The following is a 16,637-nucleotide window of genomic DNA, read 5'->3' on the forward strand; positions in this document are numbered from 1 at the left end:
CCGGGGCTCAAGCGGCCCGGGTGAGACGGTTCGCGAAGGTCGAGAGCGTGTACGCGCCGATGCCGAGGACGACTTCCAGGGCGTTGCGGCGGGTGTATCCGGCGGCTTCGAACGCGGCCAGTTCCTCGTCGCTCACCGCACCCGCGGAGGCGAGGACCCGGAGGGTGAACAGGCGGACGGCGGCGAGGCGTTCGGCGTCGGGCGCGGGTCCGAGGGCTGCCATCTTGGTCTCGTGCATGTCGACGCAGAGGTGGCACTGGTTGCGTTCGGCGACAGTCAGGATGACCGTCTCGCGGGAGTGCGGGTCGAGGGTGGTGGACTCGAAGGTCTGACTGAGCTTCAGGAAGCCGTCGAGGGTCTCGGGCGACTCCTTGAGGAGGGCGACGGCGTTGGCGGTACGGGCGGACATGTCCACGGACAAGGCGTCTCCAGGCTCGGGCGGGCAGAACGAGTAGAATCGACAACATGGTTGACCATGCGGCGAAGGAAAACGTAAACCAGGTTGTCGATAACGGCAAGGGGGAAAGCGGACCCGAGGGTGGCGGCAGGGGCTACGAACTCCCTCTGCTCCTCTTCGGCGGCTTCCGCACCCTCATCGACCGCCTCCACGCCCGCCTCGCCACCGAGGGCCACCCCGACCTGCGCCCCGCCCACGGCTTCGCCATGCAGGCCATCGGCGCGCGGGGCGCCACCGCCAGCGAGATCGGACGCCGCCTCGGCGTCTCCAAGCAGGCCGCCGGCAAGACCGTCGACCGCCTCCTCGCCCTCGGCTACGCCGAACGCGCCGACGACCCCACCGACGCCCGCCGCAAACTCGTCCACCTCACCCCACGGGGGTACGCGGCCCTCGCCCGCTCCGCCGCGATCTTCGACGAACTGCGGGCGGAGTGGGCGGCGACCCTCGGCGCGGACCGCGTCCGGGACCTGGAGGCGGCCCTGCGGAACGTCGTCCCCGCGGAGACGGCGTTCCGCCTGGACGCCACCAGCTGGCTGGGCGCTCCCTGACCGGCACGACCACCGGTCAGGGAGATCACCGGACGAAGAACCCCGGACGCCGGGGCGGCCGGCCTACCAGGCGAAGGCCTCCGGCGACGGGCCCGGGCCCGGGAAGATCTCGTCGAGGCCCGCCAGGACCTCCTCGCCGAGCTTGAGCTCCAGGGCGCGCAGCGCGCTCGCCAGCTGCTCGGGCGTCCGCGGGCCGACGATCGGGCCCGTCACGCCCGGCCGGGTGAGCAGCCACGCCAGGGCCGTCTCGCCCGGCTCCAGGCCGTGCTTGTCGAGCAGGTCCTCGTAGGCCTGGAGCTGCGCACGGGACGCCGGGTCGGCGAGGGTGGCCGCCGCGCGGCCCTCCGTACGCCGCTTGCCCTCGGCCTCCTTCTTCAGGACGCCGCCGAGCAGACCGCCGTGCAGCGGCGACCAGGGGATGACCCCGAGGCCGTACTCCTGCGCCGCCGGGATGACCTCCATCTCCGCGCGCCGCTCGAAGAGGTTGTAGAGGCACTGCTCGCTGACGAGGCCGACCGAGCCGCGCCGGGCGGCGGTCTCGTTGGCCTGGGCGATCTTGTAGCCGGGGAAGTTGGAGGAGCCGGCGTAGAGGATCTTGCCCTGCTGGATGAGGACGTCGACCGCCTGCCAGATCTCCTCGAAGGGGGTCGAGCGGTCGATGTGGTGGAACTGGTAGAGGTCGATGTAGTCCGTGCCGAGGCGCTTGAGGCTGCCCTCGACCGCGCGGCGGATGTTCACCGCCGAGAGCTTGTCGTGGTTGGGCCAGGCCTCGCCGTCGGCGCCCATGTTCCCGTACACCTTGGTGGCGAGAACCGTACGGTCGCGGCGGCCGTCGCCCTTCGCGAACCAGGAACCGAGGATCTCCTCGGTCCGGCCCTTGTTCTCGCCCCAGCCGTACACGTTGGCGGTGTCGAAGAAGTTGAGCCCCGTGTCCAGCGCCGTGTCCATGATGGCGTGGCTGGTGGCTTCGTCCGTCTGGGGTCCGAAGTTCATCGTCCCGAGGACGAGTCGGCTGACCTTGAGTCCGGTGCGTCCGAGCTGCGTGTACTCCATGGGCGCCAAGCCAACTGCTTCGAGTGCGCTCGAAGCAAGGGGGTTCCCATGGGATGGGTAAGGGGTCTCCCGCGAGGGGGATACGGGCTACAGGCCGGTCACCGACGCCACCGCGATGATCGCGAACATCAGTACGAGTACGCCGGCCATGATGCGGTTACGGGTCTTGGGATCCACCCTTCGAGGTTACCCGGCCGTTCACCACGACCTTCACCCCGGCTCCCTGAGCCGGCTCCCTCACCCCGAGCCCTCAAGGGGCCAGCCGTCGACCTTCTCGTACCGCGGCTGCTCGCCCCGCACCCCGCTCACCGGCAGGTTCGAACGCACCAGGGCCAGCTCACCCACCTCCCAGCGAGTCCCCTCGAAGCCGCCGAGCCCGTCGAGGAAGGGATGCAGGTCCACCTCGTCGCCCCGCGCGCGGGCCACCGTCAGATGCGCCTGATAGCGGCGGTGCTCGTCCATGGCGACCCCGGCCCTGCGCGCGGCGGCGTCGGCGCGCTCGGCGAGCAGCCGCAGCTCGTCCAGGTCCCCGGCGATCCCGGCCCACAGCGCGCGCCGCCCGAAGTGCCCGCCGCCGTGGAGCCGCAGCGGGAACGGCGGTGTGCGGTGCGCGGCCCGGGCGAGCCGGACCCTCAGCTCGGGCAGCAGCTCTTCGTCGACCTCCCCCATGAAGGCGAGCGTGAGGTGCCAGCCGGGCCGTGAGGTCCAGCGGAGCCCGTCGGCCCCGGGCAGCCGGTGCAGACGGTCGGCGACGTGCCCGAGCTCGTCCAGCTGCTCGGGCGGCGGCAGGACGGCGGCGAAAAGCCTCATGGGGAGAGTCTGGCAGGCCCCCGGCCCGGTCGGTGAGACCCGGGGCCGGGTCTCACCGCCGCTGCTCCGACCCGGGCGGGCCTCGCCCCGGGCCGGAGTGGCCCCGGGTCAGGAGACCTGGTCGTACGGCTGCCCCGCGCTCTGCCCGGTGCCGACCTGGGTCGACGAGCGCGGCGCGAACGGGACCTTGTAGTTCCCCGTACCGGGGTGGAAGAACGCGGTGCCCGCCGGCGTCCGCGCGTACACGTCGGGGCGGCCGTCCTTGTTGCCGTCGCCGATGCCGACGATGTCGGCGTACGCGTTCCAGCCGCCCCCGATCCTCGTCCGCGCGGCGAACGTGCCGTCGCCCTTGCCGAGGTACGTCCAGAGGACGCCGTCCTTGTCGCGGGCGACGAGGTCTCCGGTCGCGGCGCCGCCGATGTCGCCCGTGGCGGTGATCTGGTTGTAGATCCCCCAGCCGTAGCCGATCTTCTTGCGCGCGGCGAAGGGAACGTCGGGGGAGCCGGTCGCCTTGTGGAGGTAGAGGTCCCCCGCCTTGTCGAGGCCGACCAGGTCGGCCCGCCCGTCACCGGTCAGGTCACTGCCACCGGTCAGCTGCGCGTACGTGTTCCACCCGCCGCCGATCCGCACCCGGGGCTCGAAGCCGCTGATGTACGGGCTGTCGGCGGGGCGACCGCGGTGGAGCCAGAGGACGCCGGTCCGGTCGCGGGCGACCAGGTCGGCGGAGTTCGCGCCGGCGACGTCGCCGACGGACTCGATCCGGTCGTAGACGTTCCAGCCGGACATACCGGAGAAGCCGCTCCGCAGGCTGACGAGCCGCCCCGTCGCGTCGTCCCAGCGCGTGCTGAGCTGATGGAGGTAGCCGCCCTTGTCCCGTGCGATCAGGTCCGGCGCCCCGTTGTGGTCGTAGTCGTGCGCCCTGGGGGTGCGGACCACGGTGAGGGTGCCGGTGGTCGTGGCCGACGGCATGCCGTTCCACGGCCTGGCCGTCACCGTCCACTCGTACGCGCCGTTGGGGGCGGACTTCGGCTCCCAGGGGGAGTCCGCCACCTCGCCGGCCCAGGCCAACCCGAGGGATCCGTCCGGGTACGCCCCGGTGCCGGAGGCGGGTCGGACGACCGTCCGGAACTTCTGCCCCGTCACCTTGCTCTTCAGCTCGACGGTGAGGTCCGCCCGCGTCGTGGAGAACTTCCAGGACAGCCGGGCCCTGGCGACGCCGTCCAGGTTGACGGTGGCCGGGGCACCTCCGACGTACGCCAGGGGGGTGGCGCCGTCGTTCGGTTCGCCGGTGGAGGCGATCAGCTCGGCCGCCGGCCGCCCGTCCGCGCCGGCCGACACCCGGTAGACCCCCGTGCCGTCCTTGGCGGTGACGCCGAGGACGAGGAGGGTGCCGTCGGGGCCCTTGGCGGCGTGCGTGGCGTGGTCGAGGAGCTTGACCGTCGACCCGTCCGTCAGCGAGCGGGCCGAGAACGCGTGCCACGGGGTGGCGTTCCCGTCGGTGGCTCCCCACAGGAACCAGTCGCCCAGCAGACTGCCGGTGATCTCCGTCGAGTCGTCGGGGCCGAGCGGGGTACGCACGACCTCGCTCTGTCCCCGTACGGCCGTGGCGAGGACCAGCTTGTCGTCGGTCCGCTCCGTCCAGGCCACGTGGGTCGGCGAGAGGAAGGAGGACGGCGCGATGTACGGCTTCGGCCAGCCGGGCTCCGCGGCCAGCTGGTACCTGCCGACCTCCTGCCCGGTCTTCAGGTCGACGACCAGGTCCTCACGGTAGTTCCGCGCGACCGCCGCGTCGGGCAGGGTGTCGGACATCCACTCGGGCTCGAAGTACGTGCCGGGCACCGTGCGGACGGTCGGCTTCACGCCGCTGATGTCGATCAGCTTCAGCTTCTGCTGCCGACGGTCGCTCACCAGGAGGGTCGAGCCCACGGCGCGGTCGAGGAACCCGTGCGTCTCCGGGCTCGCCGACAGGTCGAGGGTGACGGGCGCGGCACCCGTCGCCATGTCGTACACCTTCACGGTCGAGGTGTAGATCTCCTCGGCCCCCGCATGCGCCACCTCGTGCGCGACCACGACGAGGTCCGAGCCCGCGCCGGAGCCGACGACGTACTCGCTCTCGCTCTTCGCGACGACCTTCGACACCCCGTCCGCGTAGCGGGTCCAGCGCGCCGTGCCCGCGTGGTCCTGCGAGAGGAAGCCGGTCTTCCCGGCGCCGAGCAGCTTGCCGCCCGAGGCCAGGAACGGCACCGGGACCGGCGCGGCGGCCGGGGAGGCGGACGCCGGCCCGGCCGGGGCGAGCGTGGCGGCGGCGGACGCGGCCGGGACGGTCAGCGATGCGGCCGTCACGGCGGTGAGCACGACGCCGACGGAGATCGCCAGACGCCGGCGCCCCAGGGTGAAACGCACGTGTAATCCTCCCCAATTTGATGGATACGACCTTCACGACCCCCCAGCCCGTCGAATGGTTGTACGGCTAGGCTCCGTCGAATGAAGATCGGCATCAGGAAGGGCGCGGCGGAGGACCTCCCCGCGATACTCGCGGTGTTGGACAGCGCCGTGGTGTGGCTCAACGGCAAGGGCATCACCGCGCAGTGGGGCACCGAGTCGTTCTCCGGGCGGCCCAAGGCGGTGAAGCAGGTCGAGGACACGATGGCCGAGGGCGATCCGTGGATCGTCGAGATCGGCGGCGTACCGGCGGGCACGATGACGCTGACCCCGCACCCGGGCAAGCACGTGCCGCGGGCGGACGAGCCGGAGGTGTACGTCCGTCTCCTCGCGACCGACGCGCGCTTCCACGGGCACGGGGTCGGGGCGGCGCTCCTCGCCCACGCGGTGGAGGAGACCCGGCGGCAGGGGGTGTCGCTGCTACGGGTGGACTGCTTCGCGGGCAGCGAGGGCCGGCTGGTCGCGTACTACGAGGGGCAGGGCTTCACACGCACCGAGACGTTCCTGGTGGGCGACTGGGAGGGGCAGGTGCTGGAGCGGCGGGTGTGACGGCACCGGGGCGCGGACCGAGACCGGGGCGGGTGACGGCACAGGACCCGGAGCCCGGGACCGGGGCCCGTTCGCTCTCCCTGTCCGGAGCCCTCGCGAGGGCTCCGGACACCCGGCGTCAGTACAGGTCCGTCGTCGCCCCCCAGAGGTAGTGCACGTTGTAGATCTTCCTGGGGTCCGCGAACGGCGTCGCCCATCGACCTGTGCCCTGGTAGACGGCAAGCGCGTCGTCCTCGGCGCCCGCGCCGCCCGCCGCGAAGAGGTCCGGCCGGCCGTCACCGTCGATGTCGCCCACAGCGGTGATCGTGGCGTACCGGTTCCAGCCCCCGCCGATGCGGGTGCGCGGCGCGAACGTCCCGTCGCCCTTGCCGAGGTGGAGCCAGAGGACGCCGTCCTTGTCGCGGGCGACGTGGTCACCGGCGGGGCCGCCGGCGAGGTTGCCGGTGGCGGTGACGAGGTTGTAGACACCCCAGCCCCCGCCCACCTTCACGCGGCCGGCGAAGGGCTTGCTCCAGTTGCCGGTTCCCTTGTGCAGCCACTGGACACCGGCGTTGTCGACGCCCACCAGATCCGGGCGGCCGTCACCGGTCAGGTCGGAGCCTCCGGTGAGCAGCCGGTACGCCTGCCAGCCGGTGCCGACGCGGGTGCGGGGGGCGAACGGCTTCCTGACATCGCCGGTGCCCAGGTGCTGCCACAGCACGCCGTACCGGTCACGGCCCAGCACGTCCGCGTGCGCCGCGCCACCGATGTCGCCGGGTGTGACGAGGTGGTCGTACACGCCCCATCCGGCGGTGCTCCACTCCGCGGACGGCCAGTCCATGGGTGGCTCGGGGAGATGGGTGGCGTAGATCTCGCCGACGTCGAAGGCGGCCAGGGAGTTGCCCCCCTTGAAGAGCAGGTCGGGCCGGCTGCTGTTGGTGAAGCCGTGCGGGGCGAGCCGGCCGCCCACGGTGAAGGTGCCGCTCCGCTCGTAGACGGGGCCGATGCCGTTTCGGGTCCGGGCCGTCATCCGCCACGTGTAGGAGCCGTGCGGGACGGCTCTGCCGTTGTCGAACCTGCCGTACCACCTCGCCTGGGCGCGCCCGTCCAGGTCCTGATACGTGTCCTGGGTCCACTGCCTCCCCGAGGCCGTGTGCTTCACCTCGACCCGCACCGTGGCCGTACTGACGTACGCGGCGAACTGCCAGGTCGGATCGAAGATGCCCTTGCTGAAGTCGGCGGTGGTGGGGACGGACTGGCCGGTCAGCTGCAGGACGATCGGCTGACCGGTCAGCGCCACCGGCGTGACGACCGGGTCGCCCTCGGGGCCTGCGGTGATGCGGAAGAGACCTCGGCCGTGCTTGACGGTCGCGCCGTCCACGAGGATCCCGTCGTCGCCGTCGCTGACCATGCCGCTCACCAGGTCGAGGAGCTTGACCGTCCGGCCGTCCTTGAGCGAGCGGGCCGTGAGGGCGTTCAGCGGGTTGACCGTCGGGGCGTAGAAGCTACCGGTGAGGCCGTACGCGACCCAGTCGCCCAGGAACTCGGCGCCGAGCCGCTTGCCCTTCCCGAGCGGGATGCGCTCCGAGGCGTCCTGCCCGCGCCGCGCCACCCGCAGGACCGCGTCACCGGTGGCGGTGGTCTCGGCCCAGGCGAGGTGGGTGGCGGACGCGGCGACGTCCTGTGTGTCGGAGCCCGCTCCGGCCAGGGGCCGGTCCTCCACGACGGTGGCCGTGGCGACGTCCACCAGGGCGGCGCGCCGGACGGTCGTGTCCGTGGTCGGCGAGTACTGGACCACCACGGTGTCGGGCGTGCTCATGTGGACGGCTCCGATGGTGCCGGGCAGCCCCTGCACCGTCCTGTCGACGGTCTGGCCGTCCTTGCTGCTGAGGAGGTGGACGGCGGTGCCGCCGTCGGACTCCCGGGCGGTCACGACGACGGTGGAGCCGGCCAGGAGGCTGAAACTGCTGGTGTCGCCCAGGTGGCTCGCGTCGATCACGACGGGGTCGGTGCCCCCGGAACCCATGTCGTACAAGCTGTAGACGCGCCCGGTGGGCGTGGAGCTGATTCCGACGACCACGTCCGACCGGGCGCCGGCCTCGTAGTACGTCCTGCTCGTGTCGGTGCCCGCGGGCAGCGCGGTCACGGAGCCGTCCTCGTACCGCGTCCAGCGGTACACGGCCACGCCGGAGGCCCAATGAGACGTGAGGAACCCCGACGGGCCGCTGCCGCGGAAGGAGGAGTCGTCGGGCAGGTCGAAGGGGTCCTGCTGCTGCGTCCCGGTCTCCGTGGCGAGGGTGCCCGAGGAGAGGGCGCCCGTCGCCGGAGCCGCGAACGCCGGGGCGGCGGCCAGAGTGCCGGTGACGGTGGCCAGGACGAGGGTCGCGGCGGCCAGCCGGCGACCTGTCATGCGGGAAGAGTGCACTGCTGTCCGTTTCTGCAGTCGGAAGGGGAGACGGGGGCCCCGAGCACGGCCGGAAGGCCTCGCGTGCGACCGACGGCGCCCCCGCCGACGATGTCGGCGGGGGGCGCGCGGAGTGCACCGCGCCGTCCCCCCCGGTGGACCGGTCGTCACGCGCACGTCGGCGCACGCGACAACCGTTCAGACTTTCGAGGGACGGCGAGGGTTGTACGTGATCTGCAGGTACGGCGGAACTCGGACCTGGCGGTATCGCGCTCCCCTAGGGCCTGTCCAGCGGATCAGGGTCGGACAGGCCCTGGCCGTCACGCAGCCGTCGCCAGCCGTTCCCGCGCCACGAACCGCACCTGTGGGTGCCCGTGGCGCCAGGCCCAGGCGACCTTGAGGCCGCCCACCCGGGCCAGGACCAGGCCCACGACGACCGCCGCCGTCAGGGAGATCACGCCGCCCGTCGCGAAGCCGACGCGGGCGCCGTACGTGTCGGTGACCCAGCCGAGGAGCGGCGCGCCGATCGGCGTACCACCGGCGAAGACCATCATGTAGAGGCTCATCACCCGGCCCCGCATGGCCGGGTCCGTCGCCATCTGGACGGCGGAGTTCGCGGTGATGTTGACCGTGAGGCCGATCATGCCGATCGGGACGAGCAGCAGCGCGAACAGCCAGAACGTCGGCGACAGGGCCGCCGCGATCTCCAGTACGCCGAAGACCGCCGCCGCGATCACCAGCATCCGCAGCCGGGTCGAGCCGCGCCGGGCCGCCGCGAGGGCGCCCACGAGCGAGCCGGCCGCCATGAGGGTGTTGAGGAAGCCGTACGCGCCTGCGCCGACATGGAAGACGTCGCCGGAGAAGGCGATGAGCCAGATCGGGAAGTTGAATCCGAAGGTGCCGATGAAGCCGACGAGGACGATCGGCCAGATCAGGTCCGGTCGCGCGGCCACGTAGCGCAGGCCCTCCCGCAGCTGGCCCTTGCCGCGCGGGGCGCGCTCCACCTTGTGGAGCTCGCTCGTCCGCATGAGCAGGAGGCTCGTGAGGGGCGCGAGGAAGAACAGGCCGTTGAGGAGGAAGGCCCAGCCGCTGCCGACTCCGGCGATGAGGACACCGGCGACGGCGGGGCCGACGAGCCGCGCGGACTGGAAGTTCGCCGAGTTCAGGGAGACGGCGTTGCGCAGCTGGTCGGGGCCGACCATCTCGGAGACGAAGGCCTGCCGGGCCGGGTTGTCGACGACGGTCACCATGCCGAGGAGGAAGGCGATCAGGTAGACGTGCCAGACCTGGATGTTGCCGGAGAGCGTGAGGACGGCGAGCGCGATGCCGCAGAGGCCGAGGGCTGCCTGGCTGACGAGCAGCAGGCGCCGCTTCGGGTAGCGGTCGGCGATGACTCCGCCGTAGAGGCCGAAGAGCAGCATCGGCAGGAACTGCAGGGCCGTGGTGATGCCGACGGCGGCGGCCGAGCCGGTGAGGCTCAGGACCAGCCAGTCCTGGGTGATGCGGGCCATCCAGGTACCGGTGTTGGAGACGATCGCGCCGGTGAAGAACAGCCGGTAGTTACGGATCCTGAGCGAGGAGAAGGTTTCCCCCCGCCCGCGGGTGTCGAGGGTGGGTTTGTGGACGGGTGCGGAGTCTGCTCCGGGTCCCGTACTCAAAGTGCGTCGCCTCCTTGGCGCGTGGACTACAGGTGGGCGAGCTTCTCCAGGACGGGAGCGGCCGCGCGCAGCTTGGCCCACTCGTCCTCGTCCAGGCCCTCGGCGAGGGAGGCCAGCCAGGCGTTCCGCTTGCGGCGGGACTCTTCGAGCATGGCTTCGGCCTGCTCGGTCTGGCTGACCACCTTCTGCCGGCGGTCGTCGGGGTGCGGCTCCAGCCGGACCAGTCCCTTGGCTTCGAGCAGCGCGACGATGCGGGTCATCGACGGCGGCTGGACGTGCTCCTTGCGGGCCAGCTCGCCGGGTGTGGCGGAGCCGCAGAGCGCGAGGGTGCCGAGCACCGACATCTCGGTGGGGCTCAGCGACTCGTCGACGCGCTGGTGCTTGAGGCGTCGGCCCAGTCGCATGACGGAGGAGCGGAGCGCGTTCACGGCCGCGGCGTCGTCGGCTGTGCCGTGGGACAGGTCAGGCATGTTTGTTAGCCTAACTCATTACTCTTCCTAAATACCAACGGGGACACGCTCACGTCGCACGGATCACACCCGTCGACACCCGCACGCCTGCACCCACGCGTGAACCGCACGCACGCAGATCACGCTTCCGCATCCATGTATCACCCAAACGAGTGAGTCGGATCCAGAAAGTGACGCAAAGGAGCCCCGGCTGCCCCGACCCTGAACGACATGGGATCGACAGTGCTCAGCCTGCGCATCGACGGTGAGCTGCTCGACCGGCTCAGGAGTCACGCCGCGAAAAGAGGAATGAGCGTCCAGGACTATGTCGTCCGGACGCTCATTCGCGAGGATTTCGACGAGCGGTTCAAGACCGCCGTCGACGAGACGGAGAAGTTCTACGGGGAGGCGGACGGGGAGTCGGCGGCCGACACGGCGACCGACACCCCCCGCGATCACGTGAGGCCGAGCGCCGGCATCGCGTAGTAGAAGACGAAGACCGCCGACACGATGTACATGGCCACCGGGACCTCACGGCCCCGGCCGGCCGCGAGCCGCAGCACGCTGAACGCGATGAAGCCGATGCCGATGCCGTTCGTGATCGAGTACGTGAACGGCATCATCACCATGGCCAGGAACGCCGGCACCGCGATGGTGTAGTCGCTCCAGTCGATGTCCTTGACCGAACCGGCCAGGATCAGGAAGCCGACCGCGAGCAGCGCGGGCGTGGCCGCCTGGGACGGGACCATCGTGGCCAGCGGCGTGAGGAACAGCGCCACCGAGAACAGACCGCCGGTCACCACCGAGGCGAGACCCGTGCGCGCGCCCTCGCCGACGCCCGCCGTGGACTCCACGAAGCAGGTGGTGGCCGAGGAGGAGGTCGCACCGCCGGAGGCGACGGCCAGGCCGTCCACCAGCAGGACCTTGTTGATGCCGGGGAAGTTGCCGTCCTTGTCGATCAGCTTGGCCTCGTCGCCGACACCGAGGATCGTGCCCATGGCGTCGAAGAAGCAGGACAGCAGCACCGTGAAGACGAAGAGGACGCCGGTCAGGTAGCCGACCTTCTCGAAGCCGCCGAAGAGGCTGACCTCACCGACCAGACCGAAGTCGGGCGAGGCGACCGGGTTGCCCGGCCACTCCGGAGTGGTCAGACCCCAGGACGGGACGGTCGCGACCGCGTTGACCACCATCGCCACGATCGTCATGACGACGATCGAGATGAGGATCGCGCCCGGCACCTTGCGGATGATCAGCGCGAGGGTGAGGAGCGTGCCCAGGATGAAGACGAGCACCGGCCAGCCGGTGAGGTGACCGTCGCCACCGAGCTGGAGCGGGACGGTGGTGTGCGCGGCGTCGGGGATGCGGGAGACGAAGCCCGAGTCGACGAGGCCGATCAGCATGATGAAGAGGCCGATACCGATCGCGATGCCCTTGCGCAGGCCGACCGGGACCGCGTTCATCACGCGCTCGCGCAGACCGGTCGCGACGAGCAGCATCACGACGACACCGGCGAGGACGACCATGCCCATGGCGTCCGGCCAGGACATCTTCGGCGCGAGCTGGAGCGCCACGACCGTGTTGACGCCGAGGCCGGCGGCGAGGGCGATCGGGACGTTGCCGATGACGCCCATGAGGAGCGTCGAGAACGCCGCCGTGAGGACGGTGGCGGTGACGAGCTGGCCGCTGTCGAGCTGGTGCCCGTACATGTCCTTGGCGCTGCCGAGGATGATCGGGTTCAGCACGATGATGTAGGCCATCGCGAAGAAGGTGGCGAAACCGCCACGGATCTCACGCGCGACGGTCGAGCCGCGCTCCGAGATCTTGAAGTAGCGGTCGATACCCGAGGCCGGCTCCTGGGGAGCGGAGGGCTCGGGGGGCATGGCCTTGGCGGTGGCCGTGGTGCTCATGGGGGGGTTCCTCTTCGGGAGACGTCCGTTTGGCGGTTCATACGAAGGAAACCCGCCAGAGGCAAACCGTTTCAGTATGAACACATGAACGAGCGAGCGTCTATCTCCGCGCGTAGATACGATTTCCCGCCACCTAGACTGACCCTCATGGCGAAGTGGACACCGAAGCACGAGGCACCCGAGCCCCTCGAAGGGCCCGTCGTCGCCACCATCACCGGCGGAACGATCCTGTGGTTCGTCCTCTTCCTCGTCCAGGTCCCGTTCTACGGCTGGTTCGACGACCGGGACCTGACCTGGTGGGTGTGGACCTGCCTCGCCGGCGCGGGACTCGGCCTGATCGGCATCTGGTACGTACGGAAGCGGGACGCGGCGATCAAGCGGCACGAGGCGGCGCGCGCGGCGGAGGCCGAAGCCGGGGCCTCTGCCGGAACCTCTGCCGGGAACCCTGACGGGACGGAGTCGCCCGAGGGTCCCGAGTCGCACCCGCAGCCGTAGCCGTCGCCGCAGCCGTCGCCGTCGCCGCACCTGTAGCCGTCGCCGTAGCACCGGAGAACTATTCCCCTCCTCCCCCGGTCTGAGATTCGCCCTTCTCGGCATGTGAACGGTCGATTCCGGTCGTACCGTCGAAAACATGACTCAGCGGGCGAAGATCGACACGGGCGGCAGCGAGGCCGAGGCGGTGGGGCCGCCCGTTGTCCACCGTCCCGCCGGACTCACCTCCGCCGAGGTCGCCGAACGCGTCGCCCGCGGCGAGGTCAACGACGTCCCCGTACGGAGCTCCCGCTCGACCACGGACATCGTCCGCGCCAACGTCTTCACCCGCTTCAACGCGATCATCGGCGTGCTCTGGGTGATCATGTTCTTCGTGGCGCCGATCCAGGACAGCCTCTTCGGCTTCGTGATCATCGCGAACACCGGCATCGGCATCATCCAGGAACTCCGCGCCAAGAAGACCCTCGACGGACTCGCCGTGATCGGCGAGGCGAAACCCACCGTCCGGCGCGACGGCGTCGCCGCCGAACTCTCCACCTCCGAGATCGTCCTCGGCGACCTCATCGAACTCGGCCCCGGGGACAAGGTCGTCGTCGACGGCGAGGTCGCGGAGGCCGACAGCCTGGAGATCGACGAATCCCTGCTCACCGGCGAGGCCGACCCGGTCGTCAAGAAGCCCGGCGACCGGATGATGTCGGGCTCGTTCGTCGTCGCCGGCGGCGGCGCGTTCACCGCCACCAAGGTCGGCCGCGAGGCCTACGCGGCGCAGCTCGCCGAAGAGGCCTCCCGCTTCACGCTCGTCCACTCCGAACTGCGTACGGGCATCTCCACGATCCTCAAGTACGTGACCTGGATGATGGTCCCGACCGCGATCGGGCTCGTCATCAGCCAGCTCGTCGTCAAGGACAACAACTTCAAGGACGCGGTCGCCCGTACGGTCGGCGGCATCGTCCCGATGATCCCCGAGGGACTCGTCCTGCTCACCTCGGTCGCCTTCGCGATCGGAGTCGTACGACTCGGGCGCAAGCAGTGTCTCGTCCAGGAACTGCCGGCGATCGAGGGCCTCGCGCGCGTGGACGTCGTGTGCCTGGACAAGACGGGCACGCTGACCGAGGGCGGCATGGACGTCTCGATGCTCCGTCCCCTCGACGGCGCGGACGAGGCATACGTACGAAAGGTCCTCGGCGCACTCGGCGAGTCGGACCCCCGCCCCAACGCCTCCCTCCAGGCCATCATCGACGCCTACCCGGACACGGTGGAGTGGCGGTGCACGGAGGCGCTGCCGTTCTCGTCGGCGCGGAAGTACAGCGGGGCGGCGTTCAGCGAGGGCAACGGCGAGAACTCGACATGGCTGCTGGGCGCCCCGGACGTCCTCCTGCCCGCCGGGGACCCGACGCTCACGGAGATCGACCACCTCAACGAACAGGGCCTGCGGGTCCTGCTCCTCGCGCGGACGGCGAACGAACTCGACTCCCCCGAGGTCGCGACCGGCGCGCACCCGACGGCCCTGGTCGTCCTGGAACAGCGACTGCGGCCGGACGCCGGGGACACGCTCGCGTACTTCGCCGACCAGAACGTCGCCACGAAGATCATCTCCGGCGACAACGCGGTCTCGGTGGGCGCGGTGGCCGGAAAGCTCGACATGCCGGGCGCGGCGAACACGGTGGACGCCCGCACCCTCCCCACCGACCGGGAGGAGATGGCGAAGGCCCTCGACGAGAACGCCGTCTTCGGCCGGGTCACACCGCAGCAGAAGCGGGACATGGTGGCGGCGCTGCAGTCCCACGGACACACGGTCGCGATGACGGGCGACGGCGTGAACGACGTCCTGGCCCTGAAGGACGCGGACATCGGCGTCTCGATGGGCTCGGGCTCGGAGGCGACGCGAGCGGTGGCCCAGATCGTGCTCCTGAACAACAGCTTCGCGACACTCCCGTCGGTGGTGGCGGAGGGCCGGAGGGTCATCGGCAACATCACCCGAGTGGCCACCCTCTTCCTGACGAAGACGGTCTACTCGGTCCTCCTGGCGGTCCTGGTGGTGTGCTCGCAGGTGGAGTACCCCTTCCTCCCCCGCCACCTGACCCTGCTCTCCACCCTGACGATCGGCGTCCCGGCCTTCTTCCTGGCGCTCGCCCCCAACAAGGAACGGGCGAAGCCGAACTTCGTACGCCGGGTGATGCGGTACGCGATCCCGGGCGGCGTCATCGCGGCGGCGGCCACGTTCACGACGTACCTCCTGGCCCGCCACCACTACAGCGGCGAAGGCGCCCTGGAGGCGGAGACGAGCGCGGCCACCCTGACCCTCTTCCTGGTCTCGATGTGGGTCCTGGCGATCATCGCCCGCCCGTACACCTGGTGGCGCCTCACCCTGGTCGCCACGATGGGAGGCGCGTTCCTCCTGGTTCTCGTCGTCCCCTGGCTCCAGGACTTCTTCGCCCTGAAGCTGGTGGGCACGACGCTGCCATGGGCAGCGGTGGCGATCGCAGCGGCGGGCGGCCTGCTCCTTGAGGTCGCATGGCGCTGGGTGGACCGAAGGTTCCCGGCGTAACCCTGCCGCCCCGGTCAGGCGGCGACGCGACAGTCGGCACAGCCGGCGTCCGGGTCGTGACTGCGGAAGGCACGGTCGCACCCGTCGCAGTTCACGAGCGGCGGGGGCCCGTCGGTCACCGACGGCGGCGGTACGGCGGCCAGCGGAGGCGGCAGGAGCGCGGAGAGCCGGAACTCGACGAAGCAGCCGGGGTGGTGGATGGGTACGTGCGCGGGCGGAAGGGCGGCCGTGAGCGTACGGAGCACCTGCGCGGGGCTCGCCGCCCTGGCCAGCCACTCCTCGACACCGGGGGCGAGCCGGAGGACGTCCCGCCAGGAGAGCAACAACCGGGAGTCGACGGTCCGAAGCCGAGCGAGGATGTCGGCGGCGGGCCCGTGGAGGACGGACGCCTGCGGCGGTACGGGACGGGCCTCGGGCTCCGGTACGGGGAGGCACTCGGCCTCGGGCGCGCCGACCGGCACGGGGCCCGCGTCCGACTCGCCCGAGTCGACCGCCTCGACCGCCTCGACCGCCTCGGCCTGTGCGGCGGCGGCCTCGGGGACGGCTGTGTCCCGCCGACTGCCTGCCCCGCACCCGGGCTTGTCGTAGGACAGCGTCCGCGTGGCGAACCGGCCCCCGCCGAGCGCAACGCGCCGCCGCTCCACGTACCCCGCCACGACAAGCTCGTTGAGCGCGCGTCGGATGGTGATCTCGCCCTCCCGGAACCGCAGGGTGAGCGTCTTGACCGTGACGTCGGTGCCGTCGGCCAGCGACTGGATGTAGACACCGAGCCCGATCGCTGCGGCCGAGAGGCACGGGTGCTGGGCGAGGTGGTTGCCGACGACGGTGAACCGGTCGGTGTGCCAGTGCCGTACGTGGATGACCCCGGAGCGAGGCGCGTCAAGGGGGATCTCGAACGGAACGGGGCGCGCGGACAGGGCCGCGTTAGACTGCGGGTAAGTCATTGGGAAGCGCTACTTCCTGGTTACTAGGCCCTCGTCAGGATTCTGAGTTCTGACGGGGGCCGACTTGTCATATGCCGCTATTGGCGCTGACCGTACCGCACCCCCAACCCCACCTGTCCGCGTTCCGGACGGACCTTCACCCGATCGTGTGGCCTGGGGAGTTGGGGAGCGGGAGGGGTGGGTTGGTGAGTTCTCTCCCGTTAATTACAGGGGGTCGAGCAGAACCGGGACGCGGCGTGCCACGCCCCGGCCAGAGCGCCCGCCGGCCGGGAGGCGGCAAGGGAACGAGACGGCCTGCGACTTCAAGGACCAGGCCCTCAGGGTGGGCCGGGTGCGTGAGTGTCGGGTGGGACCGCCCTCTTTCCGAGAGTCGCTCCTTCCGGTGGTGCGTCAAGGG

General features: G+C 70.9%; 14 protein-coding genes. 5 read left to right on the forward strand and 9 right to left on the reverse strand.

Annotated elements, in window-relative coordinates; translation table 11 throughout:
- Positions 1-7: 7 nt before the first annotated feature.
- Positions 8-409, reverse strand: a complete 402-nt coding sequence (locus E0F75_RS37080; RefSeq protein WP_229315393.1) for a carboxymuconolactone decarboxylase family protein — start codon at positions 407-409, stop codon at positions 8-10.
- 56 nt (positions 410-465) lie between these two features.
- Between E0F75_RS37080 and E0F75_RS37085 the strand changes: the two genes are divergently transcribed.
- Positions 466-1,005: a MarR family winged helix-turn-helix transcriptional regulator gene (locus tag E0F75_RS37085; RefSeq protein ID WP_229315374.1), complete on the forward strand. Its 540-nt coding sequence runs from the start codon at positions 466-468 to the stop codon at positions 1,003-1,005.
- Between the two features lie 63 nt (positions 1,006-1,068).
- On the opposite strand, the gene E0F75_RS37090 is transcribed toward E0F75_RS37085, so the two are convergent.
- The 3 genes from E0F75_RS37090 to E0F75_RS37100 form a co-directional block, all read right to left on the reverse strand.
- The gene (locus E0F75_RS37090; protein WP_229315375.1) at positions 1,069-2,058 is read right to left on the reverse strand and encodes an aldo/keto reductase; all 990 of its coding nucleotides are present in this window, start codon (positions 2,056-2,058) and stop codon (positions 1,069-1,071) included.
- A 237-nt stretch (positions 2,059-2,295) separates the two neighbouring features.
- On the reverse strand, positions 2,296-2,868 hold the full coding sequence (gene thpR, locus E0F75_RS37095) for an RNA 2',3'-cyclic phosphodiesterase (protein ID WP_229315376.1): 573 nt from the start codon (positions 2,866-2,868) through the stop codon (positions 2,296-2,298).
- Between the two features lie 108 nt (positions 2,869-2,976).
- Positions 2,977-5,271 (reverse strand): VCBS repeat-containing protein, encoded by a 2,295-nt coding sequence (locus E0F75_RS37100; RefSeq protein ID WP_229315377.1) that lies wholly within the window; start codon positions 5,269-5,271, stop codon positions 2,977-2,979.
- 81 nt (positions 5,272-5,352) lie between these two features.
- Between E0F75_RS37100 and E0F75_RS37105 the strand changes: the two genes are divergently transcribed.
- A complete protein-coding gene (locus tag E0F75_RS37105) occupies positions 5,353-5,859 on the forward strand; it encodes a GNAT family N-acetyltransferase (protein ID WP_229315378.1) in 507 nt (168 codons plus the stop codon).
- A 118-nt stretch (positions 5,860-5,977) separates the two neighbouring features.
- Here the strand turns inward: E0F75_RS37105 and E0F75_RS37110 are convergent, their stop codons facing one another.
- The 3 genes from E0F75_RS37110 to E0F75_RS37120 all read right to left on the reverse strand — a co-directional run bounded on the left by E0F75_RS37110 (position 5,978) and on the right by E0F75_RS37120 (position 10,370).
- Positions 5,978-8,248, reverse strand: coding sequence for a VCBS repeat-containing protein (locus E0F75_RS37110; RefSeq protein WP_229315379.1), 2,271 nt, complete (start codon positions 8,246-8,248; stop codon positions 5,978-5,980).
- Between the two features lie 314 nt (positions 8,249-8,562).
- Positions 8,563-9,900, reverse strand: coding sequence for an MFS transporter (locus E0F75_RS37115; protein WP_229315380.1), 1,338 nt, complete (start codon positions 9,898-9,900; stop codon positions 8,563-8,565).
- Between the two features lie 26 nt (positions 9,901-9,926).
- The gene (locus E0F75_RS37120) at positions 9,927-10,370 is read right to left on the reverse strand and encodes a MarR family winged helix-turn-helix transcriptional regulator (RefSeq protein WP_055600160.1); all 444 of its coding nucleotides are present in this window, start codon (positions 10,368-10,370) and stop codon (positions 9,927-9,929) included.
- A 210-nt stretch (positions 10,371-10,580) separates the two neighbouring features.
- On the opposite strand from E0F75_RS37120, the gene E0F75_RS37125 reads away from it, so the two are divergent.
- Positions 10,581-10,835, forward strand: a complete 255-nt coding sequence (locus tag E0F75_RS37125) for a BrnA antitoxin family protein (RefSeq protein ID WP_229315381.1) — start codon at positions 10,581-10,583, stop codon at positions 10,833-10,835.
- Here the strand turns inward: E0F75_RS37125 and E0F75_RS37130 are convergent.
- A complete protein-coding gene (locus E0F75_RS37130; protein ID WP_229315382.1) occupies positions 10,805-12,256 on the reverse strand; it encodes an NCS2 family permease in 1,452 nt (483 codons plus the stop codon). The two genes, E0F75_RS37125 and E0F75_RS37130, sit on opposite strands and share 31 nt — an antisense overlap.
- A gap of 147 nt (positions 12,257-12,403) precedes the next feature.
- Between E0F75_RS37130 and E0F75_RS37135 the strand changes: the two genes are divergently transcribed.
- Both E0F75_RS37135 and E0F75_RS37140 read left to right on the forward strand, forming a co-directional pair.
- Positions 12,404-12,751, forward strand: coding sequence for a DUF2530 domain-containing protein (locus tag E0F75_RS37135; protein WP_229315383.1), 348 nt, complete (start codon positions 12,404-12,406; stop codon positions 12,749-12,751).
- A gap of 136 nt (positions 12,752-12,887) precedes the next feature.
- Entirely contained in the window at positions 12,888-15,296 is a 2,409-nt protein-coding gene (locus E0F75_RS37140) for a cation-translocating P-type ATPase (RefSeq protein ID WP_229315384.1), read from the forward strand.
- A gap of 14 nt (positions 15,297-15,310) precedes the next feature.
- Here the strand turns inward: E0F75_RS37140 and E0F75_RS37145 are convergent, their stop codons facing one another.
- Positions 15,311-16,240, reverse strand: coding sequence for a hypothetical protein (locus E0F75_RS37145; RefSeq protein WP_229315385.1), 930 nt, complete (start codon positions 16,238-16,240; stop codon positions 15,311-15,313).
- Positions 16,241-16,637 lie beyond the last annotated feature (397 nt).

The organism is Streptomyces sp. CB02980 (assembly GCF_014451325.2).
GTDB lineage: Bacteria > Actinomycetota > Actinomycetes > Streptomycetales > Streptomycetaceae > Streptomyces.

Coding starts and splice junctions, on each gene's coding strand:
- E0F75_RS37120 (WP_055600160.1), bottom strand. CDS start 10,370: ATGCCTGACCTGTCCCACGGCACAGCCGACGACGCCGCGGCCGTGAAC.
- E0F75_RS37135 (WP_229315383.1), top strand. CDS start 12,404: ATGGCGAAGTGGACACCGAAGCACGAGGCACCCGAGCCCCTCGAAGGG.
- E0F75_RS37090 (WP_229315375.1), bottom strand. CDS start 2,058: ATGGAGTACACGCAGCTCGGACGCACCGGACTCAAGGTCAGCCGACTC.
- E0F75_RS37080 (WP_229315393.1), bottom strand. CDS start 409: ATGTCCGCCCGTACCGCCAACGCCGTCGCCCTCCTCAAGGAGTCGCCC.
- E0F75_RS37145 (WP_229315385.1), bottom strand. CDS start 16,240: ATGACTTACCCGCAGTCTAACGCGGCCCTGTCCGCGCGCCCCGTTCCG.
- thpR (WP_229315376.1), bottom strand. CDS start 2,868: ATGAGGCTTTTCGCCGCCGTCCTGCCGCCGCCCGAGCAGCTGGACGAG.
- E0F75_RS37085 (WP_229315374.1), top strand. CDS start 466: ATGGTTGACCATGCGGCGAAGGAAAACGTAAACCAGGTTGTCGATAAC.
- E0F75_RS37105 (WP_229315378.1), top strand. CDS start 5,353: ATGAAGATCGGCATCAGGAAGGGCGCGGCGGAGGACCTCCCCGCGATA.
- E0F75_RS37130 (WP_229315382.1), bottom strand. CDS start 12,256: ATGAGCACCACGGCCACCGCCAAGGCCATGCCCCCCGAGCCCTCCGCT.
- E0F75_RS37125 (WP_229315381.1), top strand. CDS start 10,581: ATGGGATCGACAGTGCTCAGCCTGCGCATCGACGGTGAGCTGCTCGAC.
- E0F75_RS37140 (WP_229315384.1), top strand. CDS start 12,888: ATGACTCAGCGGGCGAAGATCGACACGGGCGGCAGCGAGGCCGAGGCG.
- E0F75_RS37110 (WP_229315379.1), bottom strand. CDS start 8,248: ATGACAGGTCGCCGGCTGGCCGCCGCGACCCTCGTCCTGGCCACCGTC.